Here is a 25,207-nt window from a genome sequence, read left to right as displayed (position 1 = left end):
TAGAGCCCTTGTCGGGCTTGACTTAGAACGCTTTCGTATCAAGTTATATTGAAAGCCGTTTAAAAAAGCATGAGGCATATAGCCATCTCCGCCCCAGCCCCTTGGCTAGACAGCTAAAACGATTAACCCGGTGTTTCCGATAGTCTCCTACCGTTCGTCTGAGCGTGGTCGTCAAGGTCAATGAGCGCATCGGTCATTGAATCTGCCCTCGCGGCGCTTAAGGTAAGGGCACGGTCGGCTCTCCCCTTGAGAGCTCCATTGCACAGTGGTTCGAGGACGTCATGACCCAAGCTTTGATCTTTGATGCGATACGTACGCCCCGGGGCAAAGGCAAGGCTGATGGCGCCTTGCACAGCGTCAAGCCGGTGAACCTGCTGGCCGGCTTGCTCACCGCCCTGCAACAGCGCAACGACCTGGACACGCGCCAGGTGGATGACATCGTGCTCGGTTGCGTCACGCCGGTCGGGGATCAGGGTGCGGACATCGCCAAGACCGCCGCGTTGGTGGCCGACTGGGACGTCAGCGTCGCCGGTGTGCAGGTCAACCGCTTCTGCGCGTCGGGCCTGGAGGCGGTCAACCTCGGTGCGATGAAAGTGCGGTCCGGCTTCGAGGACCTGGTGGTGGTGGGCGGTGTCGAGTCCATGTCCCGCGTGCCCATGGGCAGTGACGGCGGTGCCTGGGTGCTGGACCCGCAGACCAATATGCACAGCCACTTCACGCCCCAGGGGATTGGTGCCGACCTGATTGCCACCCTGGAAGGCTTCTCCCGCGAAGATGTCGATGCCTTCGCCTTACACTCTCAGCAGAAAGCGGCGCGGGCCAGGTCAGAGGGTTCCTTCAAGAAATCCCTGATCCCGGTGCAGGACCAGAACGGGATCGTGTTGCTCGATCACGACGAATTTATCCGTGGCGACTCAACGCTCGAGGGCCTGGGCAAGCTCAAGCCGAGCTTCGAAATGATGGGGCAGATGGGCTTTGATGCCACGGCGTTGCGGGTCTACAGCCATGTCGAGCGCATCCAGCATGTGCACACACCGGGTAACAGCTCCGGGATTGTCGATGGCGCGGCCTTGATGCTGATCGGCTCCGAGGCCCGTGGTCGTGAACTGGGGCTGCATGCGCGTGCGCGCATCGTTGCCACGGCGGTGACCAGCACCGACCCGACCATCATGCTTACCGGCCCCGCGCCCGCCACTCGCAAGGCCCTGGCCAAGGCCGGCCTGCGGGTCGAGGACATCGACCTGTTCGAGGTCAACGAAGCCTTTGCCTCGGTGGTGCTCAAGTTCATCAAGGACATGGGCATCGACGCTGCCCGGGTCAATGTCAATGGCGGCTCGATTGCCATGGGCCACCCGCTGGGGGCCACGGGGTGCGCGATCCTCGGCACCTTGCTCGACGAACTGGAGGCGCGCCAGCAGCGCTACGGCCTGGCCACACTCTGTGTGGGCGGCGGCATGGGTATCGCCACCATTATCGAACGCCTCTGAGCCTAAGGAATTTGTCATGACCGACGCCATTCGTTACGAAAAAGGCCAGGACCAGATCGTGGTGCTGACCCTCGATATGCCCGGCCAGAGTGCCAACACCATGAACGCAGCCTACCGCGAGGCCATGGCCGCCACCGTCGCGCGTCTGGACGCGGACAAGGACGCGATTGCCGGGGTCATTATTACCTCGGCGAAAAAAACCTTCTTTGCCGGCGGCGACCTCAATGAACTGATCAAAGTCGACAAGCCCCACGCCAAGGCGTTCTACGACATGGTCCTGGGCCTGAAGGCGCAACTGCGCAGCCTGGAAACCCTGGGCAAGCCGGTGGTGGCCGCGATCAACGGCGCGGCCCTCGGCGGTGGCTGGGAGTTATGCCTGGCGTGCCAGCACCGTGTGGCGCTGGATCACCCGGCCGTGCAGGTCGGCTTGCCGGAAGTCACCCTCGGCCTGCTGCCGGGCGGCGGCGGGGTGGTGCGCATGGTGCGCATGCTGGGCCTGGAGAAGGCTTTGCCGTACCTGCTGGAAGGCAAGAAGATCAGCGCGCAAAAGGCTCTGCAGGCCGGGTTGATCGACGAATTGGCGGCAGATCGCGACGAACTGCTGGCCAAGTCCCGGGCCTGGATCCTGGCCAATCCAACGGCCAGGCAGCCTTGGGATATCAAGGGTCATCAGATCCCCGGTGGCACACCGTCCAACCCCAAAGTCGCACAAATGCTCGCCATTGCGCCGTCGATCCTGCGCAGCAAAACCAATGGCTGCTTCCCCGCGCCGGAGAAAATCCTCTGTGCCGCGGTGGAAGGCGCCCAAGTGGACTTCGACACCGCACACCTGATCGAGACCCGCTATTTCACCGAACTCACCACCGGCCAGGTGGCGAAGAACATGATCGGCACCTTCTGGTTCCAGCTCAACGAAATCAACGCCGGTGGCTCACGCCCTGGGGGATTTGCGCCGTATGTCACACGCAAGGTCGGCATCCTCGGCGCCGGCATGATGGGTGCGGGGATTGCCTATACCAGCGCATCGGCGGGCGTGGAGGTGGTGCTCAAGGACGTCACGCTGGCAGCGGCAGAGAAGGGCAAGGCACACTCGGCAGCGTTGCTGGACAAGAAGGTCAGCCGTGGGCAACTGACCCCTGAGCAGCGCGAAAGCACCCTGGCGCGGATCCATCCTACCGATAGCGATGCCGACCTGGCCGGTTGCGACCTGATCATCGAAGCCGTATTCGAAGACCGCGACCTCAAGGCCAAGGTCTCGGCCGCCGCCCAGCAGGTGGTAGGCGCTGACGCCGTGATCGCTTCCAACACGTCCACCTTGCCCATCAGCGGCCTGGCGAGCGCGGTGCCTGATCAAGGCAAGTTTATCGGCCTGCACTTCTTCAGCCCGGTGGAAAAAATGCCCCTGGTGGAAATCATCAAGGGCGCCAACACCAGCGACGAAACCCTGGCTCGTGGTTTTGATTTCGTACTGCAAATCAAGAAGACCCCGATTGTGGTGAATGACAGCCGCGGCTTCTTCACCTCACGGGTGTTCGGCACCTTCACCAATGAAGGCATTACCCTGCTCGGCGAAGGCGTGGCCGCGCCGATGATCGAGACCGAGGCGCGCAAGGCCGGGATGCCGATTGGCCCGCTGGCGATCTCTGACGAAGTTTCCCTCAGCCTGATGAGCCATATCCGCCAGCAGACAGCCAAGGATCTGCATGCCGAAGGCAAGGCCCTGCCCGAGCATCCGGCGTTTGCAGTGATTGACCTGCTGCTCAATGAGTACAAGCGCCCAGGCAAGGCGGCGGGCGGTGGTTTCTACGAGTACCCCAATGGTGGCCAGAAATACCTGTGGCCAGAACTCAAGGTGCGCTTTGAAAAGCCGGGCCAACAGATTTGCGCCCAGGACGTGCGCGACCGCCTGCTGTTTATCCAGGCCATCGAAACGGTACGGTGTGTGGAGGAGGGCGTGTTGATGTCCACTGCCGATGCCAATATCGGCTCGATCTTCGGCATCGGCTTTGCGGCCTGGACCGGCGGGGCGCTGCAGTTTATCAACCAGTATGGGCTGAACGACTTTGTGGCCCGGGCGCGTTACCTGGCCGAGCAGTATGGCGAGCGCTTCAGCCCGCCAGCGCTGTTGCTGGAAAAAGCCGCCCAGGGCACGACGTTCTAACCTCCCGACCGGGCATGGGTGGGGCTTGCCTTGAAAGGGTATTTCAAGGCAGGCTGGTGGGTGTGCGTTATTCCCATCACCGTGTCAGGTATTTTTTATGTCGCTACGCGTCTGCATTCTGGAAACCGATATCCTGCGTCCGGAACTGGTCGATCAATATCAAGGTTACGGGCAGATGTTCCAGCGCCTGTTTTCGCAGCAGCCGATTGCCGCCGAATTCGTCGTCTACAACGTCATGGAAGGTCACTATCCGGCGGACAGCGAAGTGTTCGACGCCTACCTGGTCACGGGCAGCAAGGCCGACTCCTTCGCTACCGACCCGTGGATCGAAACCCTCAAGGCCTACCTGTTGAACCGCTATGAGCGGGGCGACAAGCTGCTTGGCATCTGTTTCGGCCATCAACTGCTGGCGCTGCTGCTGGGCGGCAAGAGCGAGCGTGCGAGCCAGGGCTGGGGCGTGGGCACCCACAACTATCAATTGGCCGCCAAGGCACCGTGGATGAGCCCGGTGGTGGAAGAATTGACCCTGTTGATCAGCCATCAGGATCAGGTCACGGCATTGCCGGAAAACGCCACGGTGATCGCTTCCAGCGACTTTTGCCCGTTTGCTGCCTACCACATCAATGACCAGGTGCTGTGCTTCCAGGGCCACCCGGAATTTATCCACGACTACTCCCGGGCCTTGCTCGATATCCGCCAGCTCAACCTGGGCGAGCAGATCTATCAGCAAGGTGTCGCCAGCCTTGCACGCGACCACCACGGCGTGACCGTGGCGGAATGGATGATGCGTTTTGTGGCCCACAAGCCGCAGGTTGCCTGACTGTGAGCGGTCGGGGTGGGCAGGCTACAGCCACCCCGAGCGCTTGAAGCTGGCCCACAACCCCGTGCACCCCACCGCGATAAACCCCAGCACCGCAAAATAGCCGTAGTGCCATTGCAGCTCCGGCATATTCTGGAAGTTCATCCCGTAGATCCCGGCCACCGCCGTGGGGAAGGCGAGGATCGCCGCCCAGGCTGCAAACTTGCGCTGCACCACGCTCTGGCGCGAGGCTTCCAGCAGTACACCGATCTCGATGGTCTGGCTGGCGATGTCGCGCAGGGTCGAAAGGTCTTCCATCTGCCGCGTGACGTGGATCTCCACATCGCGGAAGTACGGGCGCATGTTCTTGTCGATAAACGGGAAGTCCAGCTTCTGCAGTTCCTCGCTGATTTCCACCATCGGCGCTACATGCCGGCGCAGCCGCAGTACGTCGCGGCGCAGGCCATGCAGGTTCTGGATATCGCGCTCATTCAGGGAGTTGCACAACACGTTGTGCTCCAGCGCGTCGATCTCGGCATGAATCGCCTCGCTCACCGGCTGGTAGTTTTCGGTGACAAAATCCAGCAGCGCATAGAGTACGAAATCCTCCCCGTGCTCCAGCAACAGCGGCCGCGCCTCACAGCGCTGGCGCACAAAGCCGTAGGACGCCGAGTGGCCGTTGCGCGCGGTGATGATATAGCCTTTGCCGGCGAAGATATGGGTCTCGATAAACTCCAGCTTGCCCTCATGGCGCACCGGCGAGTAGGTCACGATAAACAGTGCGTCGCCAAAGGTTTCCAGCTTGGGGCGGCTGTGTTTTTCCAGGGCGTCTTCGATGGCAAGTTCATGCAGGTTGAACTGGCGTTGCAGGTTGGCCAGCTCCTGGGCGTCGGGCTCTTCCAGGCCGATCCACACAAAGTGACCGGGCTTGGCTGCCCAGGCGGCGCCTTCATCGAGGGTGATATTCTGGATTTTTTTCCCGGCGCTATAGACGGCCGCCGCAACAACTCTACCCATAATGCTGATCGCTTCTTTACAAGTGGCAGTAACCGGCCAGCTTAGCCTGAAACGCCACCTTGTAGGAGCCGGCTGGCCTTCAGGGTTGTTGCAGTGCTTGATCCATGGCTTCAATACACTCGACCATCTGCCCCCGGCATTTCTCCATCAACTCGGGCATGTCATCCATCGTCAATCCTGCTGTAGGAATTGGCGCTAATGACCGGATCAAAATATCGCCACTGTTCCAGCGATTGAGCTTCATATGGGTCACATAGGTACTGACGCACACCGGCACAATCGGCACCCCGGCGGCAATCGCCATCTGGAACGCGCCCTTCTTGAACGGCAACAACGATTCGCCCAGGTTGCGCGTGCCTTCCGGAAACACCCAGATCGAAGTTTCTTCGTGTTGCAGGGTATGGGTGGTGGTCAACATCGAGCGCCGCGCCTTCTGCGCATTGCCCCGGTCAATCAGCACATTGCCCGCCAGCCAGAACAGCTGGCCGAAAAGTGGCACCCACTTCAGGCTCTTCTTACCGATGCATACGGTGCGATAGGGCACTACGTTGCCGAATACGAACAAATCATAGTTGGACTGGTGATTGGCAATAATCACGCAACTGTTCGGCTTGTCGCGCAGCGAATCCACTTGTGCCTTGACCTGCAGGCGTAGGATCCACATTGCGGGCAGGGCATACAGGCGTGCGCACAGGCGACTGTTATCCGGGTTGAACGGCCGGCACACACCCAGCAATACTCCGAGCACACCGGCGATCAGAAAATGCAGGCCCATCAATAACATGCGTAAAAAATAAAGCATCGACACGGCCCATCGGACAAAAGGTGGCGCAGTGTACGGACGTGCACTGTATTCGGCAATTACCCCAGTAGAGGTAGGAGATGGGCGATGTTTAAGGACATGTTTCAGCAGATGGAGACAGATGCCATCTAGAGCGGCTGCAAGGCGATTAACACTAGGCCGTAAGAAGAATCCCTGTGGCGAGCGGGCTTGCCCGCGTAGGGCTGCGAAGCAGCCCCAAAACTACCTGTAGGATCTGACTGGATAATTGCGGTGGCTTTAAAGGGGCTGCTCTGCAGCCCTACGCGGGCAAGCCCGCTCGCCACGGGCTTTGATTGAGGCCGGTGTTGGTGATTAGCCCAGATGTTCCTGGTCCTGGATGATCGCGTTATCCAGCAACTCTAGCAGGGCCTTACGCACCTTCAGCTTGGTGTGCTTGTGGGCATTCATATTGATCTTCTTCAACTGCCGCGCCGCTTCCAGGGCCGCGGCTTGCAGCTCTTCGGGTGCCACCACCTTATCGAGGAAACCGGCGCTCAGGGCGTCCTGCGGGGTGAACATCTCGGCATTGATCACCGAACGATGAAACGCCGACTTGCGCAAGCGATCCCGCGCCAGTTCAATCCCGGCATGGTGCATGGTCATGCCGATCATCACTTCATTCAGGCCAATGCTAAAGGGCCCCTCGACACCAATCCGGTAATCGGCCGACAACAACAGGAACGCCCCCTTGGCCACCGCATGCCCAGGGCACGCCACAATCACCGGGAACGGGTGCGACAACAGGCGGCGCGCCAGGGTCGAACCCGACGTCACCAGGCTGACCGCCTCTTTAGGGCCAGCCGTCATCACTTTCAAATCATAACCGCCCGACAGAATCCCCGGCGTACCGGTGATAATCACCACCGCACGATCCTTCTCGGCCTGGTCCAGCGCTTCATTAAACGCACTGACCACGGCAGGGGAAATGGCATTGACCTTACCGTTGCTCAAGGTCAGGGTCGCGATACCGTCTTCGAGGTGGTAGGCAATCAACTCACTCATGACGCGATTCCTTGTAATACGTTTAATAGAAGGGCAGGCCGCAGACGTTACCCAGCATGACCGCCCCGGTAAAGCGCCATGACTGACTGGCCAGTCAGACTTTCCCCAACCACCGGGCCTGCAGCAGCCTACGACAGCGCTCGCCAGCCCCTGCGCACGCCTGCCGACAAGCCTTGAAAATGGCACAATCGCCACCCTTCACCCCGCGCCGCAGAGAAGGGAGCCGAGATAACCGTCTAAGCGCATGAAAATTCTGAAAAAAACCTTTGCCATCGGAAAAGCTTTCGACTACATTAGCGCGCCTCGACAGACTGAATCAGTTTGACGAGATACGGTGAAGTGTCCGAGTGGCTTAAGGAGCACGCCTGGAAAGTGTGTATACAGGAAACTGTATCGAGAGTTCGAATCTCTCCTTCACCGCCACATTCTACAAACACAAACCCCCAGTTTTCCTAGAGAAAGCCGGGGGTTTTTGATTTCTGCTGCATGGAAAACAGCAATATGGGAATAATGTGGAAACACGCAGAACCCCTGCGTGTACTCGCTCCCCTCAAGGAAGATCCCATTGAAAGCAGCCCTAGTCGCTCTGCTCTTCACCTGCGCCACCACCACGGCCCTTGCCACTAACAACCCTGTCGGCTTCCAAACCTCGACCCTGGCAGACCCAAACAAAGAACGCCCGCTGGAGATGGTGGTCTGGTACCCCAGCTCCACCACTGCCACGCCAAAGGTGATTGACGACAACCCGGTGTTTTTCAGTGCCCTGGCTGTGCGTGATGCGCCTGCGGCGGTGGGGGAGTACCCGTTGGTGGTGCTTTCCCATGGTTTCGGCGGCAGTTGGGGCAACCAGGTGTGGTTGGCCAGTGCGATGGCCCAGCGGGGGTTTATCGTGGCGGCGGTCAATCATCCTGGCACTACCAGTAAGGACCGCAGTGCTCAAGCCGCCGCGCAGTTATGGCAGCGGCCGGTGGATATTCGTCGCGCTATCGACGCGGTGCTGGCGCAGCCAAAGCAATTTGGCAAGGTACAGCCCGGTCGAATTGCGGTGGTGGGTCATTCGCTGGGCGGTTGGACGGCGCTGGAAGTCGCCGGTGCCCGTTTCGACCCCGAGCGTTTTGCCCAGGACTGCAAGGTTCACCTGCAGTTGGCCCCTTGCGCGGTCTACCAGCAGATGAACCCAGTGCAGGCGCCGTTGGCAGCGGATTTGAGTGACAAGCGGGTCACTGCCATTGTTTCGCTGGACCTGGGTCTGTCCCGTGGCTTTACCGATCAAAGCCTGGCGGCGTTGCCGGTGCCGACGTTGGTGATTGCTGCGGGCGTGCCCTCAACGGAGCTTCCCGCCGAGTTGGAATCCGCTGACTTGGCCAAGCGCCTGCCAGCGGCAGCGACGCGCTATGTCGAAATCAGCGACGCCACTCACTTCAGCTTTATGGCCGTGTGCAAGCCGGGTGGAGAGGCGTTGATTGAAAAAAGCTCACCAGGCGACGGCATGATCTGCCGCGATGGCGCAGGCGCCCGGCCCCGTGAGGTGATTCAGCAGCAGGTCACGTCATTGATTGTTGAGTTTCTGGCGCAGCCAAAAGGCTAGGCCAACACGTTCAGTTCCCCGCCCGTGGCCCTCGCCTGATCAGGCGTGCGTACACCGCAATATTAATCAGCAAGACCAGGGCGCCCAGGCCCAGTTGGATCTGTGGCGTCAGCCCCGCGGGGTAGATCAGGGCAATGATGTAGTGCTCGATAAACCCTGCGCCATAACCCTCTTGCCCGGCGAGGTGGCGCAGCAGGTTTTCCCAGCGGGTAAGGGGGCAGGGCAGGTGGAAGACTTCTACGGCAACGCCCCAGGCCGCAGCGGGCAGGTGCAGCCACATGACCGGTCGCCACTTGAGGGCAAGCAGGCCGCCGAACAACACGAACAGGATGAAGCCAAGGTGAAACAACACCAGGGAGTCGGCAGCAAGTCGCAAGAGCATAGAAGGGGTCGCGTCAGGTGAGGCTGCCAAGTGTGCTGGATAGAGCCGCTTGAAACCAGAGGCGGGCGGTTGCGGTTGCTTGTAGGCCCGAGGCCCCGTTATTGTGCTGAATCCTTTTAGTCATCTGCCACGGATCTGTTGTGATGAACGCACCGCGTACTGCTGTTGGCCCGATCAAGGCCGTGATTTTCGATATGGACGGGTTGTTGCTGGATACCGAGGGTATCTACACCGAAGTCACGCAGATCATCGCCGAGCGCTATGGCCGTACCTACGACTGGGGCATCAAGCAGCACATCATTGGCCGTGGCGCCCAGGACCTGGCCGAGTATGTGGTCAAGGCGCTGGATTTGCCGATCACGCCTGAGGAGTTCCTGCGTATCCGGGAGCCCTTGATGAGCGAGCGTTTTCCCAAGGCGCTGGGCATGCCGGGCGCCGAGGCGTTGGTGCGGCATTTAAGTGCGCACAATATCCCGATAGCCGTGGGCACCAGTTCGTCGCGTAATTCGTTTGGGCACAAGACCACGTTGCACCGCGAATGGTTTGGCTTGTTCGGTACGATTGTCACCGCCGACGACCCGGAAGTCGGCGCAGCCAAGCCTGCGCCGGACATCTTCCTTACCGCTGCCCGTCGCCTGGGCGTTGCGCCCGAGGATTGCCTGGTGTTTGAAGACTCACCGTTTGGCGTGACCGCTGCCAAGGCCGCGAACATGACTGCCATCGCGGTGCCCGACGAAGCCATGGCCGACAGCAAGTACGCTCACGCTGACCAGATCATCCGCAAACTCGCGGAGTTCGATCTGGCTGCGTATGGCCTGCCGCCAATGCGCTGAGCGTTGCAAGAGCCGGCAAGCCGGCTCTTATAGGGTGTTCAGGCGCTGAAACCGCCATCAATGGTCAGGCTGGCGCCGGTGATGTAACCGGCTTCCGGCCCTACCAGATAGGCGACAAAGCTGGCCACTTCCTCGACGTGCCCATAACGACCCACCGCCATAAAGCCAATCAGGCTCTCGGCAAATTCACTGTCGGCCGGGTTCATATCGGTGTCCACCGGGCCCGGTTGTACGTTGTTGATGGTAATCCCCCGTGGCCCCAGGTCGCGCGCCAGGCCTTTGGTCAAACCCACCAGCGCGGCTTTGCTCATGGCATAGGGGCCGCCACCGGCGAAAGGCATGCGCTCGGCGTTGGTGCTGCCGATATTGATGATGCGACCACCTTCGCCCATGTGCCGGGCAGCTTCCTGGGTGGCAATAAACACGCTGCGCACGTTAATGGCCAGGGTCTGGTCAAAGTCTTCCAGTTTGAAATCCTCCAGCGGGCCGACCGCCAGCACCCCGGCGTTGTTCACCAGGATATCCAGGCGCCCGAACGCGTCGACAGTGGCATTGACCGCATTGCGAATGGCCACGGCATCGGCGCTGTCGGCGTGAATCGCCAGGGCCTTGCCGCCGTCGCTGATCACGCTGTTCTGCAGGGCCTCGGCCTTGGCCGCAGAGCTGACGTAAGTAAAGGCAACGGCTGCACCTTGCGCGGCCAGGCGCTTGACGATGGCGGCGCCGATGCCGCGGGAACCGCCCTGGATCAAGGCAACTTTGCCGCTGAGGTTTTGCGTGGTCATGTCGATCTCCCAATGATGCAAGGCGCAGGTGCCTTGTTGTTGGCGCCGAGTATCGCCCTCGCGGGCATCCCTCGGTAGACCGTGATTGCTATAGTCTGTGTAAACCAAAAGTTTAGAGTGATGCGATATGGAAAGCTTCGGCAGTATCGAATGCTTCGTGCGCAGTGCCGAAGGCGGCAGCTTTGCCGAAGCGGCCCGGCACCTGAGCCTGACGCCGGCCGCCGTCGGCAAAAGCGTGGCCAAGCTTGAAGCGCGCCTGGGGGTGCGGCTGTTCCAGCGCAGCACCCGGCGCCTCACATTGACCGAAGCCGGCAAGCTGTTTCTGGAGCAGGTCAGCGCCAGCCTCACCACCATCCAGAATGCCGTGGCCAACCTGGCCAGCGCCGAAGGCCGGCCGTTGGGCACGCTCAAAGTGAGTATGGGCACGGTGTTCGGCAACCGTTATGTGGTGCCGTTGCTGGCGGAGTTTTTGCGGCGCTTTCCCGATATCAGTCCGGATTGGCATTTTGATAATCGCCAGGTCGACCTGATCGGCCAGGGCTTTGACGCGGCCATTGGCGGCGGGTTCGAGCTGCCCCAGGGGGTGGTCGCCCGCAAGTTGACCCCGGCCCACCGGATTCTGGTGGCCTCGCCCGATTACCTGGCCAAGCGCCTGCCCGTGCGCGTCCCCGAAGATTTGGGGCTGTGCAATGGGATCCTGATCCGCTCGCCGCAAACCGGCCGCGTGCGCACCTGGCAATTGACCAACCGCGCCCGCGAACAGCGGCCGTTGATGCTCAAGCCGCGCATGACCATGGGCGACTCCGAAGCCGCGTGCTGCGCCTGCACCCAAGGTTTGGGTATTGCCCTGGTCAGCATGCCGATGGCCGTGCCGTTCCTCGACAGTGGCGCGGTGGTGCGGGTGCTGCCGGACTGGTACGTCGATGATGGCAACATCTCCCTGTATTACGCCGAACACAAGTTGCTGCCGGGCAAGACCCGGGTATTTGTCGACTTCATCCTTGAGCAGTTTGCCGAGCAGCGCCTGGCGCAGCGGTTCAGCGCGGTATAGCACTCACTGCTGAACTTGCTGCCCGCCAGTGTTCTAAGCTGATACGGGCCAATGGGGCTTGCGACTGTCGAGACCGATCATGTCCATATCACGCGCTTTACTCGTGTTTACCAGCCTGGCGTTGATTGCAGGCTCCCCGGCGCTGCTGGCCGATCCCGGCAACGGCAACGGCAAGGACAAAGGCAGTGCCCATGGCAATAAGGGGGGCGGCCAGGGTAATCAGGGCCAGGGTGGTGGCAAGAAGGGTGCAAGCGCCCATTACAGCGGCCCGCAAATTGATATCGGGGGTGTGCGGGTAATCCTTGGTGACAACCGCGACTACTGGCGCGGTGGTTCGTCCCTGCCGCCGGGCATCCAGAAAAACCTGGCCCGTGGCAAACCCCTGCCACCGGGAATCGCCAAGAAACTTGATGGGCGCCTGTTGGGGCGGCTGCCCCATTACGACGGCTACGAATGGCAACAGGCTGGCACCGACCTGATCCTGGTGACGATTGCCACCGGGATCATTTATGAAGTGCTCAATGACGTCTTGAACTGATCGAGATCGGCGATTCAGCGTGCGAACCTGCCCGGCCAACCGATGATGTTCTTTGGCCGGGGTGTCCCATAGGTGCGCACCTTCGACGTCGACAACCCCAGCCTCACCAAGGATTCGGCCAGGGTTACCGCTGCAGTCACGCCATCCACCACCGGCACGCCGGTGCGTTGGCGGATCTGTTCATCCAGCCCGGCCATGCCGCCGCAACCCAGGCAGATCACTTCAGCCTTGTCTGCGCTGATGGCCAGTTCGGCTTGGCGCACAATCGCTTCCATGGCCCGCAGCGGGTGCTCCTCCAACTCCAGTACCGCCATGCCGCTGGCCCGTACGGAGGCACAGCGTTCATACAGCCCGGAGAGCTTGAGCCGGTCTTCGATCAGCGGCACCGTGCGATCGAGGGTGGTGACCACTGAGTAAGCATGGCCGAGGAACATCGCGGTGCTGGCGGCAGCATCGGTGATATCCACCACTGGCACGTCCAGCAACTCCTGCAGGCCTTCGCGGCCATGTTCGCCATAACCTGCCTGGATCACCGCATCGAAGGGCTGATCGTAGGCCATTACTCGGTCCATCACCGCAATGGCCGCCAGATAACTTTCGAAATTGCCTTCCACTGATTCGGCACCAAAAAACGGCGTCAGCCCGACAATTTCGGTGCCCGCTGCCGCCACGCTGCGAGCCTGTTGGGCAATGGCTTGGGTAATGGATTCGGTGGTGTTGACGTTGACGACGAGAATGCGCATGGGATGACCTCCTGATCAATGACTGACGTTGTCGACAGCGATGCTCTCGCCGCTGATATCGGCATAAAACGGCTGACGCTTGGCGATCAGCAGATACAGCACCCCGGCAATGCCAGCGCCAAACAGCCAGGAGAACGGCGAGACGCTGGCAAACCCCGGCAACAGCGCCAGGACAATGGCAATCACCGCAGCCGGGACAAACGCCGCCACTGCCCGCAGGTTCACCCCGTGGCTGTAGTAGTAAGCGCCGTTGGGGTCTTCGCTATACAACTGCGGCACGTCGATCCGGCCCTTACGGATCAGCCAGTAATCCACCATGATCACGCCATACAGTGGGCCCAGCAGCGCGCCCAGGCCGGAGAGGAAATACACAATCACCAGCGGGCTGTTGTAGAGGTTCCACGGCAGGATGAGCACCGCGAGGAACGCGCTGATCAGCCCGGCGCGCCGGAAGTTCAGGTACTTGGGGGCCAGGTTGCTCAGCACAAAGGCCGGGGCAACGAAGTTGGCCATGATGTTCACCGCCACGGTGACGATCAGGAATGCCAGGCAACCCAGCACCAGGAACAAGGTATTGGGAATGGCCGCGATGATCTGCGTGGGGCTTTCGATTACCTGGCCATTGAGTTGGAACTGCCCGCCGCACAGCAGCACGGTGATGATTGCGAACACCAGGATGTTCACCGGCAGGCCCCAGAAGTTGCCGACCTTGATGGTCTTGCGGCAAGGCGATGAGCGGGCGAAGTCGCAGAAATTGAGGATCAGGGTGCCGTAGATCGCCAGCCACAAGGCGCCGCCGGCAAAGATATTGCGCCACATCTCGCCACCGCTCAGGGGCTCGCGGATCGACCAGGCGATTTGGCCGTCGGCCTGGAAGTACATCCAGCCGGCCAGCGCCGCGACGGTCAGCAGGATAACGGGGCCGGCAAAGCCTTCGTAGCGTCGGACCATTTCCATGCCGTAGGCCAGAATCACCAGTTGCACAAACCAGATCATCACAAAACATGCCCAGCCCAAGGTGGACAGGCCGAGGATCGTGTTGTGGTCGTAGTCGGCAAATCCTGGATTAATCGCCACCAGCAGTACGCGAAAGACGACGGATGCGAGGTAGGTTTGAATCCCGAACCAGGCGATGGCAATCACGGCGCGGATCAACGCAGGAATTTGCGCGCCATGTATACCGAAACTTATCCGGCTGATCACTGGAAACGGCACACCGGTTTTCTGGCCCATGTAGCCGGACAGGTTCATAAAGAAATACACCAACGCCGCGCCGATCCCAAGTGACAACAAAATCTGCCAGGCACCGAGGCCCAGGGCATACAAGCCGATGGCAAAGGAGTAGTTGGCGATGTTGTGCACATCGTTGGTCCACAGGGCGAAGATGCTGTAGCCACCCCAGCGTCGACCTTCGACTTTGGTGGGCGCCAGGTCCTTGTTGTGCAGGCGTGGGCTCAGCACCAGCGGGCCGGAGTTTGCCGCCGGGGGGTTGGCTGTGGAGGAGGGCAGATCCAGTGCAAGGTTATTGGAGAGACTTGTAGGCATGCCGGCAGGCTCCTGGCATCTGCAGCGAGCGCGAGGGTTAGGCGCGGCTAGCGTGCGGACACGAAGTGTATGTGGGTTGTTGTTTAAGTTGTATACAAAAACTCCAACTCCATAAGCCACTTGTGTGCCAGGTTTATATCTAACAAAACTACCGCTAATTTCGTTTTTATAGGTCGATTGAGTAACCAGCTGAATTTGAAGAAATATAAATTGACCGATTGAACAGGAATTTATTTTTTGGCGGGGATAGGGGAATCAAGAATGTAGGAAGTTAGCCGAAATGGGGTGTAACGTTTCGGTGCGTAATGATTAAAGTGCACACAAAAATGGCACTGTTGGTTACGTTTGTGTGTACAGGTTTAATGGTCGCTGGAAACAAATGTGGGAGCTGGCTGGCCTGAAATGGCATCACCCCGGTATTCAATTACACCGAGGTGATGCCATTGCAGGCCAGCCAGCTCCCACACGCTCTTGTTGCGAGATTTTTCGCAGGCGAGGCTTTTCAGGCCTTGCTGATGATATTTCCCGCGTGCAGCCCACATTCCTTCTGGGTTGCTTCTTCCCACCACCAGCGGCCTTCACGCTCGTGCTGGTTCGGCAATACCGGACGGGTGCAGGGTTCGCAGCCGATGCTGATAAAGCCGCGCTCATGCAGGCTGTTGTACGGCAACTCGAGCATGCGGATATAACCCCAGATCTCTTCACTGGTCATTTGCGCCAGCGGGTTGAACTTGTAGAGCGTGCGCTCGGGGGTGGAGAAGGCGCTATCGACTTCCAGGGCCGCCACCTGGCTACGGGTGCCGGGGCTCTGGTCGCGGCGCTGGCCGGTGGCCCAGGCACGTACGCCGGAGAGTTTGCGGCGCAGCGGTTCGATCTTGCGCACGCCGCAGCATTCGCCATGGCCGTCCTTGTAGAAGCTGAACAGGCCCTTTTCCTTGACGAAGGGCTCCAGCTTGCTCTGGTCCGGCGAGATCAATTCGATATCGATCTTGTAGAAGTCCCGCACCTGCTCGATAAACCGGTAGGTCTCCGGGTGCAGGCGGCCGGTGTCGAGGCTGAAGACCTTGACGTTTTTGTTCAGCTTCCAGGCCATATCCACCAGCACCACATCCTCGGCACCGCTGAAGGAAATCCACAGGTCATCGCCGAACTGGCTGAACGCCAGCTTGAGGATGTCCTGGGCGGACTTGTTGGCATAGGTCGCGGCGAGTTCAGCGACGTCGAAGGCTTGGTTCATCAGGACGGTTCCTACAGGTCAGTGGCGCTGAGCGCTCTATAGGAGTGGGATGTTAACAAAATCCGCTCTGCGTTGCGGTGGCCAGCGCGAATCGCTAGAGTTCGGCAGTCCTTTTGCTCGCTCAACTGAAAAAAAATCCAAATGGGAGTGTCTTGTGGAAATTGCCTGTCTCGACCTGGAAGGGGTGCTGGTTCCGGAAATCTGGATCGCCTTCGCTGAAAAAACCGGTATTGAATCCTTGCGGGCCACCACCCGGGACATTCCCGACTACGACGTCCTGATGAAGCAACGCCTGCGCATTCTCGACGAGCACGGCTTGAAGCTGTCGGACATCCAGGAAGTGATTGCCACCCTCAAACCGCTGGAAGGTGCGATCGAGTTCGTCGACTGGCTGCGCGAGCGCTTCCAGGTGGTGATCCTGTCGGACACCTTCTATGAATTTTCCCAGCCGTTGATGCGTCAACTGGGCTTCCCGACCCTGCTTTGCCACCGTTTGATCACCGATGAAAATGACCGGGTGGTGAGCTATCAACTGCGCCAGAAAGACCCTAAGCGTCAGTCGGTGCTGGCATTCAAGACCCTGTACTACCGGGTAATTGCTGCAGGCGATTCCTACAACGACACCACCATGTTGGGTGAGGCGGATCGTGGGATTCTGTTCCATGCACCGGAAAATGTGATTCGCGAGTTCCCGCAATTCCCGGCGGTGCATACTTTTGAGGACTTGAAGAAAGAGTTCATCAAGGCGTCGAACCGTCCGTTGAGCCTGTAAGTTATTGAGCGAGGCTGGTTGCCTCATCGCGAGCAAGCCCGCTCCCACATTCGACCGCGTTTATCCTTTGGGAGCACGGTCGAATGTGGGAGCGGGCTTGTTTGCGATGAGGCCCTCGAAAACGCCAAAGATCAAACTCCCGCAAGCAACTGCTCATAAGGAATGCGCAAACCCTCGTGCAGGCGCTTGATCATGGCCAGGCTCAATTTGCGTTTGTGGTTCAGCACTTCCGACACGCGTCCGCTGGAGCCGATAAAGGGTTCCAGGTCACGGGCCGTCAGGCCCAGTTGGTCCACGCGCGCCAGCGCAGCGGCCAGGTCTTGCGGCGTGTAAAAGGTGGACTTCTCCCTATGGCGATACCCTTCAACCAGGGGTGTTTGGGAGTCGGTGTAAGCCGGATGATTCCCAGAACTCCCTTAAGGCGGTTCTTGCGATTAGTCGCATAAATCAAGCCTCCCAATTTGGGAGAAATTAGGTGTCGCTTCCTGGATTTGTAACTCTTCACAGGGAGCGCGATGTGTAGGAAAAGGGCTTTGTTTTAACGGTGCAAACGATAAAGCGACAGAAGCAATAAGCAGTCGACCCATGTGATCCCTCACAGACGGCCAGGTGGAATGCCAGAGTCAGACGCTATCCCTGCGCCCTGATACTGTCCACGGTGGTTCTGATTCAGGCTCTTTCCCTGGGAGGTTGGCTTACAGCCCTTCCAGTGTTTCCAGCAACACCCGCACCTTGGTCATCGACTCCTGGTACTCCGCCTGCCACTCGGAATCGGCGACGATCCCGCCGCCGCCCCAGCAACAGACCTGGCCATCCTTGACCAGCAGGCTGCGAATGGCGATGGAGCTGTCCATCTCGCCACGCACGTCCAGGTACAACAATGAACCGCAGTACAAGCCGCGCCGGGTCGGTTCCAGCTCGTCGATGATCTGCATCGCACGGATCTTCGGGGCGCCGGTGATCGAGCCGCCGGGGAAGCTGCCGGCGATCAGGTCCAGGGCGTCTTTGTCGTCGGCCAGTTCGCCGGTGACACTGCTGACCAGGTGATGCACGTTGGGGTAGCTTTCCAGGCTGAACAGCTCCGGGACCTTGACCGAGCCGGTGCGGCAGGTGCGGCCCAGGTCATTGCGCAGCAGATCGACGATCATCAGGTTCTCTGCACGATCCTTGGGGCTGGCCAGGAGTTCGGCGGCGTTGGCCGCATCCTCTTGCGGAGTCAGCCCGCGGGGGCGGGTGCCCTTGATCGGACGGGTTTCCACCTGGCGCTGGTTGACCCGCACGAAACGCTCCGGTGACAGGCTGACTACCGCGCCATCATCCGGCAGGCTCTGAAAGCCCGAGAACGGCGTCGGGCAGGCGGCGCGCAAGGCGCAGTAGGCGACCCATGGATCGCCGTTGCAGGCCGCGCGAAAGCGTTGGGCGAAGTTGACCTGGTAGCAGTCGCCGGCCTGGATGTAATCCTGGATCCGCGCCAGGGCCTGTTCATAGGCTGCGGCGCTCAGGTCTGGGGTCATCCGGGTATGCAGCTTGAAGCTGGCCGGGGTGTCGGCGGCCGGTTGGCTGAACAGGGCCAGCAGGCGCTGGTGTTCGCTTTCCGGAAGTCTGGGGTGGAACACCAATTGGCTGGTGCGCGCCTGATGGTCGCTGACCAACGCCCAGGCGTACAGGCCAAAACGGGCATCGGGCAGGCCGATATCGTCGATAGCCTGATGCGGCAGTTGCTCCAGGTGGCGGCCAAAATCGTAGCTCAGGTAGCCGATCAAGCCGCCGGCGAACGGCAGTTCATAGGGCGCGGGCAGGCTAGCCTCACCCAGCATCGTCAGATTTTCCCGCAGCCGTTGTAAGAAATCGCTACCGCTTTCGTCCGGCCATACCGCCAGGGTTGCTTCCGGCCAGGCGCTGAGCAAGTCATAGCGACCACGCTCGGCTGCCGGTCGGCCGCTGTCCAGCAGCACGGCGCCGGGTGCATGGCGGATCGCCGCAAAATACTCGGCGGGGTTTGCCCGATAGGGCAGGGGATGTACAGAGCAGGTCGACATGCGGGGTGAATCAGCCATGGGGCGGGGAGGGGATTGTAGTCCCCTGTAGGATTTGCTCCTAGAGGGGATGTCGGGGATGGTTGGATAGAGGGCGCAGCCGCGGGGCGCTGTCAGCCTTCCACGGGTGGAATATGCCCAAACATTTCCTGGGCAAACTTCACCCGTTCTTCCGCCGTTTCTGTCACGCCCGCCGCCTTCAGCTCTTCCAGTCGAGCTTCTACGGCATGGGTACGCAAGGTCAGGCCGCAATCGTTGGCAATCTGGATATTCAACCCGGGGCGCGCATTGAGTTCGAGGATCAACGGGCCTTTTTCCTGGTCCAGCACCATGTCTACACCGATGTAACCCAGCCCGCACAGCTCGTAGCAGCCGGCGGCGAGTTTCATGAAACCGTCCCAGTTGGGCAGTTGCACACCGTCCACCGCGTTGGTGGTGTCGGGGTGCTTGGTAATGATGTTGTTCAGCCAGGTGCCGCGCAGGGTCAGGCCGGTGGCCAGGTCCACGCCCACGCCAATCGCGCCCTGGTGCAGGTTGGCCTTGCCGCCGGACTGACGGGTCGGCAAGCGCAGCATGGCCATCACCGGGTAGCCCATCAACACGATGATGCGGATATCCGGCACGCCTTCGTAGCTGATGCTCTTGAAGATCTGGTCGGGCACCACCCGGTATTCGATCAACGCGCGGTCGCGGTGACCGCCTAGGGAATACAGGCCGGTGAGGATGCTGGAAATCTGGTGCTCGATTTCCTCGTGGCTGATGATTTTGCCGGACACCGTGCGATAGCGCCCTTCAAAACGGTCGGCGATCACCAGGATGCCGTCGCCGCCGGCGCCCTGGGCCGGCTTGATCACGAAGTCGCTACGGCCACCGATGATTTCGTCGAGCTTGTCGATTTCTTTCTCGGTGGAAATGATCCCGTACATCTCCGGCACATGGATGCCGGCCTGGATCGCCCGTTCCTTGGTGATGATTTTGTCATCGACAATCGGATACAGGCTGCGCTTGTTGTACTTGAGCACGTAGTCGGCATTACGCCGGTTGATGCCCATGATGCCCCGCGCTTCCAGGGCCTTCCAGGTCTTCCAGAACCCGAACATTACGAATCAGCCTTGAGGAAGGCTTTGAAACGCACCAGCTCGGTCAGGCGGTAGCCACGGTAGCGACCCATGGCCAGCATGAAGCCCACCAGGATCAACAGGATCGCCGGGAAGGTGAACACGAAGTAGATCAACTCCGGCACGCTCATGATCAGGTGGGCCAGGGAGGCAGCGAACAGGGTGCCAATCGCGACTTTCATCGCATGGCCGCCGCCGCGCTCTTCCCAGGTAATGGACAGGCGTTCGATGGTCATGGTCAGGATCACCATCGGGAACAGCGCCACCGACAGGCCGCGCTCCAGGCCCAGCTTGTGGCTGAACAGGCTGATGGCCGCAATCAACACCACGACAAAGGTCAGTACCACCGAGAGCCTCGGCAGCATCTGCAGCTTCAAATGCTCCAGGTACGACCGCAGGGACAGCCCCAGCGCCGTAATCACCGTAAACAGCACGATGCCAAAGCCCAGTTGCGTCTCGCGGAACGCCAGGGCAATCAGCACCGGGGTGAAGGTGCCCAGGGTCTGCAGGCCGATCAGGTTACGCAGGATCAGGATCACCAGCACGCCAATCGGGATCATCACCATGATCATGAAGGTCTGCTGGGTTTGCAGCGGCAGGCCGTAGAGCGAGTATTCGAGGAAGTTGGCGTCGGTGTTCTCGTCCGTCAGCTTGGCCAGGCGGATCGCGTTCATCTCGCTGTTGTTCAGGCTGAAGGTCACGGCGGCTTTCTTGCCGCCGTCGACGGTGATCAGGTTTTCATCGCCGGTCCACCACAGAAGGCGATCGGAGGGCAGGCCCTGTTCGCCGGTTTCCGGGTTGAAGTACAGCCAGTCGTTGCCATTGAAGCTGCGCAGCCACAGTTCTGGGGTTTGCGGTTGGTCGGCTACCAGGCGGATGGTGTGGACCTTTTCCACCGGCACGTGGGCGATGGACAGCAGCAACTCGATGATCTTGGCCTTGTGCGGCGTCGACGGATCGCCCGCCAGCAGCAGCTTGACGTTGTCATCGTTGAGGTTGTTGGTGCGCTTGATGGCTTCGCTGATAAAGGTCTCGACATCGGCCGAGTGCTGGCGGATCGGTGCCAGCAGGGCCTCGGCGGCGATTTTTTCCGGGCCTTCCACGGCGATGCTGTCGCGGAAGGTCGGGCCCTTGACCTTGACCTTTTCGCCGCTGTAGCGCTTGGTCAGCACCAGGCGGTAGTAGAGGGTCTGGTTGCCCTTGGCGCGCCGGGCCGACCAGGTGACCTTGCGGTTGCCGTCGATGCGGTTGACGCTCACCCCATAGTTGTTGGAGATGAAGCTCTCATTGAGGCTGACGAAGTCGCGGCTCAGGGGCGGCACGAACATCTGGACCTTGACCGGATCCTTGGCGTTGGCCACGAACTCGACCTTGGCGTCGATGTTCCACAGGTCGTCAGTGGCGTCCTCGGTCACCGGGATGCCGAGAACCAGGATCTGATAGGCCGTGACCGAAATGCCCAGTACCACCAGGATGGCGATCAGAATCTTCAAGTGCATATTAAGAGAGCGCATTGGAATTACTCGGCGGTATGAGCGTCGGCGGCGCAGGCAGGTTTGCCTGCTGCGTATTTAAGACTGGGGTCGACCAGCGCATCAAAGCGTTTCAAGGCTTCGGAGCCAATCAGCAGCGGATATTGGAAGGCGCTGCGGTCAGTCAAGTTCACTTCGATGCTGCGTAAAGCAGTGCCCATGCAGATGTCCAGGGCAATCACCGGACGGGCGGTGTAGTTCTTGTCCTCATCGGGGTCGTAGTCGCCGGCGCGGCGCTTGATCTTGCTGACGCGGGCCAGGGGACGCTCGATGGGGTGCGAATGGGCGGTGTCGATGGCCAGGTAGAAGCGGACCCAGGACTCACCGTTGCGCTTGAAGCGCTTGATGTCCCGGGCACTCAACGACGCAGTCTTGGCGCCGGTGTCGAGCTTGGCGGCGACTTCCAGGTCAATACCCGCCAGCTTGGCGTATTCATTGAGGCCATAGACGGTCTTCTCGGCAGCGATGCCAAGGCCCGGAAACATCAGTAGGCAAAACAATAGGGGGAAGGGCTTGAGTCTCATAGATCCTGAGGCGGTGCAGTGCGATGTTTGATTCAAGGCGACTGGCATTGCTGCGCAAGCTCCCTCGTGCGCCTTTTCATCCGGGGATGTCAGGCAAATGCGGCGGGCATTCTAACATGAAGGTTCTCTGGCGCCAGCGCTGGCAGCCGGCCATGCCCTTGTAGGATGCAAGGCAGGTTATTAGACGATTGTCGACAATGTGCATTTATTCTTTGACTATCAGGGGCTGATTGGCTAGTTTTTGCGACATTGCTTTTAAAGGTGTCGACAATCATGCTGGATCAGCTGGAAATTCCGGTAGTAGGGCAGGACGATTCCCAAACGATGTCTGAGAACGTCTTCCGTCGCATCCAGGCCGCCATCGTCAAGGGCGAGATTGCCCCCGGCAGCAAGATCTCCGAGCCTGAGCTGGCGCGCACCTACGGCATCAGCCGTGGCCCGCTGCGTGAGGCGATCCACCGCCTGGAGGGCCAGCGCCTGCTGGTGCGCGTGCCCCATGTCGGCGCTCGGGTGGTGTCCCTGAGCGAGGCTGAGCTGGTGGAACTCTACGAAATCCGCGAATCCCTCGAAGGCATGGCCTGCCGCCTGGCCGCCGAGCGCATGACCGACGAAGAAATCGAGGAACTGCGCCAAGTCCTGCACACCCACGAGCGCGATGCTGCATTCCAGGCCGGTGTGGGCTACTACCAGCAGGAAGGCGACTTCGACTTTCATTACCGGATCATTCAAGGCGCGCGTAACCGCACCCTGACTCAAATGTTGTGCGGCGAGCTGTATCAACTGGTGCGCATGTACCGCATCCAGTTCTCCGCCACCCCCAATCGTCCACGCCAGGCATTTGCCGAGCATCACCGCATTCTTGACGCGATTGCCGATCGCGACGGTGAACTGGCCGAGTTGTTGATGCGCCGTCATATCGGCGCCTCCAAACGCAATATCGCCCGTCACTTCCCCGACGGCGCCCCCTCGAGAGGTGAGTCATGAGTTCCTATAAAAACAGCACCCCCGGCCAGCGTTTCCGTGATGCGGTCGCCAGCGAACACCCCCTGCAAGTGGTCGGCGCGATCAATGCCAACCACGCGCTGCTGGCCAAGCGCGCCGGTTTCAAGGCCATTTACCTGTCTGGTGGCGGGGTCGCCGCGGGCTCCCTGGGCGTGCCGGACTTGGGCATCACCGGCCTGGATGATGTGCTGACCGATGTGCGCCGTATCACCGATGTCTGCGACCTGCCGCTGCTGGTCGACGTGGACACCGGTTTCGGCTCCTCGGCGTTCAACGTGGCGCGCACCGTCAAGTCGATGATCAAGTTCGGCGCCGCCGCGATCCATATCGAGGACCAGGTGGGGGCCAAGCGTTGCGGCCATCGCCCGAACAAAGAGATCGTGTCCCAGCAGGAAATGGTCGACCGTATCAAGGCCGCCGTGGATGCCCGGACCGATGACAGCTTCGTGATCATGGCGCGCACCGACGCCCTGGCCGTGGAAGGCCTGGAGTCCGCCCTGGAACGTGCCGCCGCGTGCATCGAGGCCGGCGCCGACATGGTGTTCCCGGAAGCCATCACCGAGCTTGAGATGTACAAGCTGTTCGCTTCACGGGTCAAAGCCCCGATCCTGGCCAACATCACGGAATTCGGCGCGACCCCGCTGTACACCACCGAACAGTTGAAATCTGCCGATGTTTCTATCGTGCTGTACCCGCTGTCGGCTTTCCGCGCCATGAACAAGGCCGCCGAGAACGTCTACACCGCGATCCGTCGCGACGGCACCCAACAGAACGTGATCGACACCATGCAAACCCGCATGGAGCTTTACGATCGCATCGACTACCACACCTTCGAGCAGAAGCTCGACGCGCTGTTCGCCGCCAAGAAGTAAGCGCAGCGCCTCCCAGATAACTACAAAATTGGAGAAGAACCATGGCTGAAGCAAAAGTACTGAGTGGCGCCGGCCTGCGTGGCCAGGTGGCCGGGCAGACGGCACTGTCCACCGTGGGCCAGGCCGGTGCCGGCCTGACCTATCGCGGCTACGACGTGCGTGAACTGGCCGCCGACGCGCAGTTTGAAGAAGTCGCCTACCTGCTGTTGTACGGCGAATTGCCGAGCAAGGCCGAGCTGGCGGCCTACAGCGCCAAGCTGAGCAAGCTGCGTGACCTGCCCCAGGCGCTCAAGGAAGTGCTGGAACGCATCCCTGCCGACGCCCACCCGATGGACGTGATGCGCACCGGTTGCTCGTTCCTCGGCAATATCGAACCGGAAAAAGACTTCAGCGTGCAGCGCGATGTCACTGACCGCCTGCTGGCCGCGTTCCCGGCGATCATGTGCTACTGGTACCGCTTCAGCCACGACGGCAAGCGCATCGACTGCGTGACCGACGAGCCGAGCATCGGCGGGCATTTCCTGCACCTGCTGCATGGCAAGAAGCCGAGCGAGCTGCATGAAAAAGTCATGAACGTGTCGCTGATCCTCTACGCCGAGCACGAATTCAACGCCTCGACCTTCACCGCTCGTGTGTGTGCCTCGACCCTGTCCGACCTGTATTCCTGCGTCACCGCCGCCATCGGTTCCCTGCGCGGCCCGCTGCATGGCGGTGCCAACGAAGCGGCGATGGAAATGATCGAGCGTTTCTCCTCGGCCGAAGACGCCGTGAAAGGCACCCTCGGCATGCTGGAACGCAAGGACAAGATCATGGGCTTTGGCCACGCGATCTATAAAGACAACGATCCGCGCAATGAAGTGATCAAGGGCTGGTCGAAAAAACTCGCCGATGAAGTGGGCGACAAGGTGCTGTTCCCGGTCTCCGAAGCCATCGACAAGACCATGTGGGAACAGAAGAAACTGTTCCCCAACGCCGACTTCTACCATGCCTCGGCGTACCACTTCATGGGCATCCCGACCAAGCTGTTCACCCCGATCTTCGTCTGCTCACGCCTGACCGGCTGGGCGGCGCATGTGTTTGAGCAGCGCGCGCCAACAACCGCATCATCCGTCCAAGCGCCGAGTACATCGGCGTCGAGCAGCGCAAGTTCGTGCCAATCGAACGTCGCTGAGTGGGGAGACCGACAATCCGGAATTGGTAGCCGAATCAAAAGTGTGGGAGCGGGCTTGCTCGCGAATACGGGGTAACAGTCAGTGAATGTGTTGAATGACACACCACATTCGCGAGCAAGCCCGCTCCCACATTTTGACCTCATTCCAATTCTGGGGCGGCACAGGTCTTCCTTTTGTAACTACCGTGA

General features: G+C 60.3%; 22 protein-coding genes, 1 tRNA gene and 2 pseudogenes. 12 read left to right on the top strand and 13 right to left on the bottom strand.

The features are described from left to right. Positions 1-281: 281 nt before the first annotated feature. The 3 genes from PSH80_RS19110 (at position 282) to PSH80_RS19100 (ending at position 4,468) form a co-directional block, all read left to right on the top strand. Positions 282-1,487, top strand: a complete 1,206-nt coding sequence (locus PSH80_RS19110) for an acetyl-CoA C-acetyltransferase (RefSeq protein WP_057960371.1) — start codon at positions 282-284, stop codon at positions 1,485-1,487. Positions 1,488-1,503: 16 nt separating this feature from the next. Further along, entirely contained in the window at positions 1,504-3,648 is a 2,145-nt protein-coding gene (locus tag PSH80_RS19105) for a 3-hydroxyacyl-CoA dehydrogenase NAD-binding domain-containing protein (RefSeq protein ID WP_057960370.1), read from the top strand. Between the two features lie 97 nt (positions 3,649-3,745). Beyond that, positions 3,746-4,468, top strand: coding sequence for an amidotransferase (locus PSH80_RS19100; protein WP_057439578.1), 723 nt, complete (start codon positions 3,746-3,748; stop codon positions 4,466-4,468). Positions 4,469-4,492: 24 nt separating this feature from the next. Here the strand turns inward: PSH80_RS19100 and PSH80_RS19095 are convergent, their stop codons facing one another. The 3 genes from PSH80_RS19095 to PSH80_RS19085 form a co-directional block, all read right to left on the bottom strand. Continuing rightward, positions 4,493-5,464, bottom strand: coding sequence for a magnesium and cobalt transport protein CorA (locus PSH80_RS19095; protein WP_120733892.1), 972 nt, complete (start codon positions 5,462-5,464; stop codon positions 4,493-4,495). Between the two features lie 79 nt (positions 5,465-5,543). After that, a complete protein-coding gene (locus tag PSH80_RS19090) occupies positions 5,544-6,266 on the bottom strand; it encodes a 1-acylglycerol-3-phosphate O-acyltransferase (RefSeq protein WP_057960368.1) in 723 nt (240 codons plus the stop codon). A gap of 333 nt (positions 6,267-6,599) precedes the next feature. Beyond that, entirely contained in the window at positions 6,600-7,289 is a 690-nt protein-coding gene (locus PSH80_RS19085) for a crotonase/enoyl-CoA hydratase family protein (protein WP_057960362.1), read from the bottom strand. Positions 7,290-7,622: 333 nt separating this feature from the next. Between PSH80_RS19085 and PSH80_RS19080 the strand changes: the two genes are divergently transcribed. Both PSH80_RS19080 and PSH80_RS19075 read left to right on the top strand, forming a co-directional pair. Then, positions 7,623-7,712: transfer RNA gene (locus tag PSH80_RS19080), tRNA-Ser, on the top strand. A gap of 142 nt (positions 7,713-7,854) precedes the next feature. Next, positions 7,855-8,877: an alpha/beta fold hydrolase gene (locus tag PSH80_RS19075; RefSeq protein ID WP_305417938.1), complete on the top strand. Its 1,023-nt coding sequence runs from the start codon at positions 7,855-7,857 to the stop codon at positions 8,875-8,877. 10 nt (positions 8,878-8,887) lie between these two features. On the opposite strand, the gene PSH80_RS19070 is transcribed toward PSH80_RS19075, so the two are convergent. Further along, complete coding sequence (locus PSH80_RS19070; RefSeq protein ID WP_057439546.1) at positions 8,888-9,259, bottom strand: DUF2784 domain-containing protein; 372 nt, start codon at positions 9,257-9,259, stop codon at positions 8,888-8,890. Positions 9,260-9,402: 143 nt separating this feature from the next. Here PSH80_RS19070 and PSH80_RS19065 point away from each other — a divergent pair, with 143 nt between their 5' ends. After that, on the top strand, positions 9,403-10,092 hold the full coding sequence (locus tag PSH80_RS19065) for an HAD-IA family hydrolase (RefSeq protein WP_057439545.1): 690 nt from the start codon (positions 9,403-9,405) through the stop codon (positions 10,090-10,092). A gap of 38 nt (positions 10,093-10,130) precedes the next feature. Here PSH80_RS19065 and PSH80_RS19060 read toward each other — a convergent pair whose 3' ends face one another. After that, positions 10,131-10,877, bottom strand: coding sequence for a 3-oxoacyl-ACP reductase family protein (locus PSH80_RS19060; protein ID WP_057444986.1), 747 nt, complete (start codon positions 10,875-10,877; stop codon positions 10,131-10,133). A gap of 127 nt (positions 10,878-11,004) precedes the next feature. Between PSH80_RS19060 and PSH80_RS19055 the strand changes: the two genes are divergently transcribed. After that, a complete protein-coding gene (locus PSH80_RS19055) occupies positions 11,005-11,928 on the top strand; it encodes a LysR family transcriptional regulator (protein ID WP_305417935.1) in 924 nt (307 codons plus the stop codon). Positions 11,929-12,004: 76 nt separating this feature from the next. Further along, positions 12,005-12,466, top strand: a complete 462-nt coding sequence (locus tag PSH80_RS19050) for an anti-virulence regulator CigR family protein (protein WP_370693746.1) — start codon at positions 12,005-12,007, stop codon at positions 12,464-12,466. Positions 12,467-12,480: 14 nt separating this feature from the next. Here PSH80_RS19050 and PSH80_RS19045 read toward each other — a convergent pair whose 3' ends face one another. The 3 genes from PSH80_RS19045 to PSH80_RS19035 form a co-directional block, all read right to left on the bottom strand. Then, positions 12,481-13,209, bottom strand: coding sequence for an aspartate/glutamate racemase family protein (locus PSH80_RS19045; RefSeq protein ID WP_057439543.1), 729 nt, complete (start codon positions 13,207-13,209; stop codon positions 12,481-12,483). A gap of 15 nt (positions 13,210-13,224) precedes the next feature. Further along, positions 13,225-14,754: an NCS1 family nucleobase:cation symporter-1 gene (locus PSH80_RS19040; protein ID WP_305417932.1), complete on the bottom strand. Its 1,530-nt coding sequence runs from the start codon at positions 14,752-14,754 to the stop codon at positions 13,225-13,227. A 502-nt stretch (positions 14,755-15,256) separates the two neighbouring features. Then, positions 15,257-15,991 (bottom strand): phosphoadenylyl-sulfate reductase, encoded by a 735-nt coding sequence (locus PSH80_RS19035; RefSeq protein ID WP_057960355.1) that lies wholly within the window; start codon positions 15,989-15,991, stop codon positions 15,257-15,259. 154 nt (positions 15,992-16,145) lie between these two features. Here PSH80_RS19035 and thrH point away from each other — a divergent pair, with 154 nt between their 5' ends. Continuing rightward, positions 16,146-16,763 carry a bifunctional phosphoserine phosphatase/homoserine phosphotransferase ThrH gene (gene thrH, locus PSH80_RS19030; RefSeq protein ID WP_305417929.1) on the top strand — a complete coding sequence of 206 codons (618 nt, stop codon included), beginning with the start codon at positions 16,146-16,148 and terminating at the stop codon, positions 16,761-16,763. A 131-nt stretch (positions 16,764-16,894) separates the two neighbouring features. On the opposite strand, the pseudogene PSH80_RS19025 reads toward thrH, so the two are convergent. The 5 genes and pseudogenes from PSH80_RS19025 to PSH80_RS19005 all read right to left on the bottom strand — a co-directional run. Then, positions 16,895-17,062: pseudogene (locus PSH80_RS19025) on the bottom strand (type II toxin-antitoxin system HigA family antitoxin); the annotation flags it as partial. A 396-nt stretch (positions 17,063-17,458) separates the two neighbouring features. After that, a complete protein-coding gene (pabB, locus tag PSH80_RS19020; RefSeq protein WP_305417927.1) occupies positions 17,459-18,802 on the bottom strand; it encodes an aminodeoxychorismate synthase component I in 1,344 nt (447 codons plus the stop codon). Between the two features lie 110 nt (positions 18,803-18,912). Continuing rightward, on the bottom strand, positions 18,913-19,899 hold the full coding sequence (locus tag PSH80_RS19015; protein ID WP_057960353.1) for an alpha-L-glutamate ligase-like protein: 987 nt from the start codon (positions 19,897-19,899) through the stop codon (positions 18,913-18,915). After that, positions 19,899-21,431 carry an inactive transglutaminase family protein gene (locus PSH80_RS19010; protein WP_198799615.1) on the bottom strand — a complete coding sequence of 511 codons (1,533 nt, stop codon included), beginning with the start codon at positions 21,429-21,431 and terminating at the stop codon, positions 19,899-19,901. The genes PSH80_RS19015 and PSH80_RS19010 overlap by 1 nt, the downstream gene beginning before the upstream one ends. Before the next feature lie 5 nt (positions 21,432-21,436). Then, complete coding sequence (locus PSH80_RS19005; protein ID WP_057960351.1) at positions 21,437-21,973, bottom strand: ATP-dependent zinc protease; 537 nt, start codon at positions 21,971-21,973, stop codon at positions 21,437-21,439. A gap of 273 nt (positions 21,974-22,246) precedes the next feature. On the opposite strand from PSH80_RS19005, the gene PSH80_RS19000 reads away from it, so the two are divergent. The 3 genes and pseudogenes from PSH80_RS19000 to prpC all read left to right on the top strand — a co-directional run bounded on the left by PSH80_RS19000 (position 22,247) and on the right by prpC (position 25,018). Next, positions 22,247-22,957 (top strand): GntR family transcriptional regulator, encoded by a 711-nt coding sequence (locus tag PSH80_RS19000; protein WP_057439536.1) that lies wholly within the window; start codon positions 22,247-22,249, stop codon positions 22,955-22,957. Further along, entirely contained in the window at positions 22,954-23,847 is an 894-nt protein-coding gene (gene prpB / locus PSH80_RS18995) for a methylisocitrate lyase (RefSeq protein WP_029298299.1), read from the top strand. Before PSH80_RS19000 ends, prpB begins: the two co-directional genes overlap by 4 nt. Positions 23,848-23,888: 41 nt before the next feature. Next, positions 23,889-25,018: pseudogene (prpC, locus tag PSH80_RS18990) on the top strand (2-methylcitrate synthase). The last annotated feature ends 189 nt before the right edge of the window (positions 25,019-25,207 follow it).

Origin of the sequence: Pseudomonas sp. FP818, assembly GCF_030687335.1 — a bacterium.
In the GTDB taxonomy this organism is placed as follows: Bacteria; Pseudomonadota; Gammaproteobacteria; order Pseudomonadales; family Pseudomonadaceae; genus Aquipseudomonas; species Aquipseudomonas shahriarae.
Note: the sequence above shows the minus strand (reverse complement) of the source record. Positions and strands in the feature narration are given on the sequence as shown.

Coding starts and splice junctions, on each gene's coding strand:
- PSH80_RS19110 (WP_057960371.1), top strand. CDS start 282: ATGACCCAAGCTTTGATCTTTGATGCGATACGTACGCCCCGGGGCAAA.
- PSH80_RS19105 (WP_057960370.1), top strand. CDS start 1,504: ATGACCGACGCCATTCGTTACGAAAAAGGCCAGGACCAGATCGTGGTG.
- PSH80_RS19100 (WP_057439578.1), top strand. CDS start 3,746: ATGTCGCTACGCGTCTGCATTCTGGAAACCGATATCCTGCGTCCGGAA.
- PSH80_RS19095 (WP_120733892.1), bottom strand. CDS start 5,464: ATGGGTAGAGTTGTTGCGGCGGCCGTCTATAGCGCCGGGAAAAAAATC.
- PSH80_RS19090 (WP_057960368.1), bottom strand. CDS start 6,266: ATGCTTTATTTTTTACGCATGTTATTGATGGGCCTGCATTTTCTGATC.
- PSH80_RS19085 (WP_057960362.1), bottom strand. CDS start 7,289: ATGAGTGAGTTGATTGCCTACCACCTCGAAGACGGTATCGCGACCCTG.
- PSH80_RS19070 (WP_057439546.1), bottom strand. CDS start 9,259: ATGCTCTTGCGACTTGCTGCCGACTCCCTGGTGTTGTTTCACCTTGGC.
- PSH80_RS19065 (WP_057439545.1), top strand. CDS start 9,403: ATGAACGCACCGCGTACTGCTGTTGGCCCGATCAAGGCCGTGATTTTC.
- PSH80_RS19060 (WP_057444986.1), bottom strand. CDS start 10,877: ATGACCACGCAAAACCTCAGCGGCAAAGTTGCCTTGATCCAGGGCGGT.
- PSH80_RS19055 (WP_305417935.1), top strand. CDS start 11,005: ATGGAAAGCTTCGGCAGTATCGAATGCTTCGTGCGCAGTGCCGAAGGC.
- PSH80_RS19045 (WP_057439543.1), bottom strand. CDS start 13,209: ATGCGCATTCTCGTCGTCAACGTCAACACCACCGAATCCATTACCCAA.
- PSH80_RS19040 (WP_305417932.1), bottom strand. CDS start 14,754: ATGCCTACAAGTCTCTCCAATAACCTTGCACTGGATCTGCCCTCCTCC.
- PSH80_RS19035 (WP_057960355.1), bottom strand. CDS start 15,991: ATGAACCAAGCCTTCGACGTCGCTGAACTCGCCGCGACCTATGCCAAC.
- pabB (WP_305417927.1), bottom strand. CDS start 18,802: ATGTCGACCTGCTCTGTACATCCCCTGCCCTATCGGGCAAACCCCGCC.
- PSH80_RS19015 (WP_057960353.1), bottom strand. CDS start 19,899: ATGTTCGGGTTCTGGAAGACCTGGAAGGCCCTGGAAGCGCGGGGCATC.
- PSH80_RS19010 (WP_198799615.1), bottom strand. CDS start 21,431: ATGCGCTCTCTTAATATGCACTTGAAGATTCTGATCGCCATCCTGGTG.
- PSH80_RS19005 (WP_057960351.1), bottom strand. CDS start 21,973: ATGAGACTCAAGCCCTTCCCCCTATTGTTTTGCCTACTGATGTTTCCG.
- PSH80_RS19000 (WP_057439536.1), top strand. CDS start 22,247: ATGCTGGATCAGCTGGAAATTCCGGTAGTAGGGCAGGACGATTCCCAA.
- prpB (WP_029298299.1), top strand. CDS start 22,954: ATGAGTTCCTATAAAAACAGCACCCCCGGCCAGCGTTTCCGTGATGCG.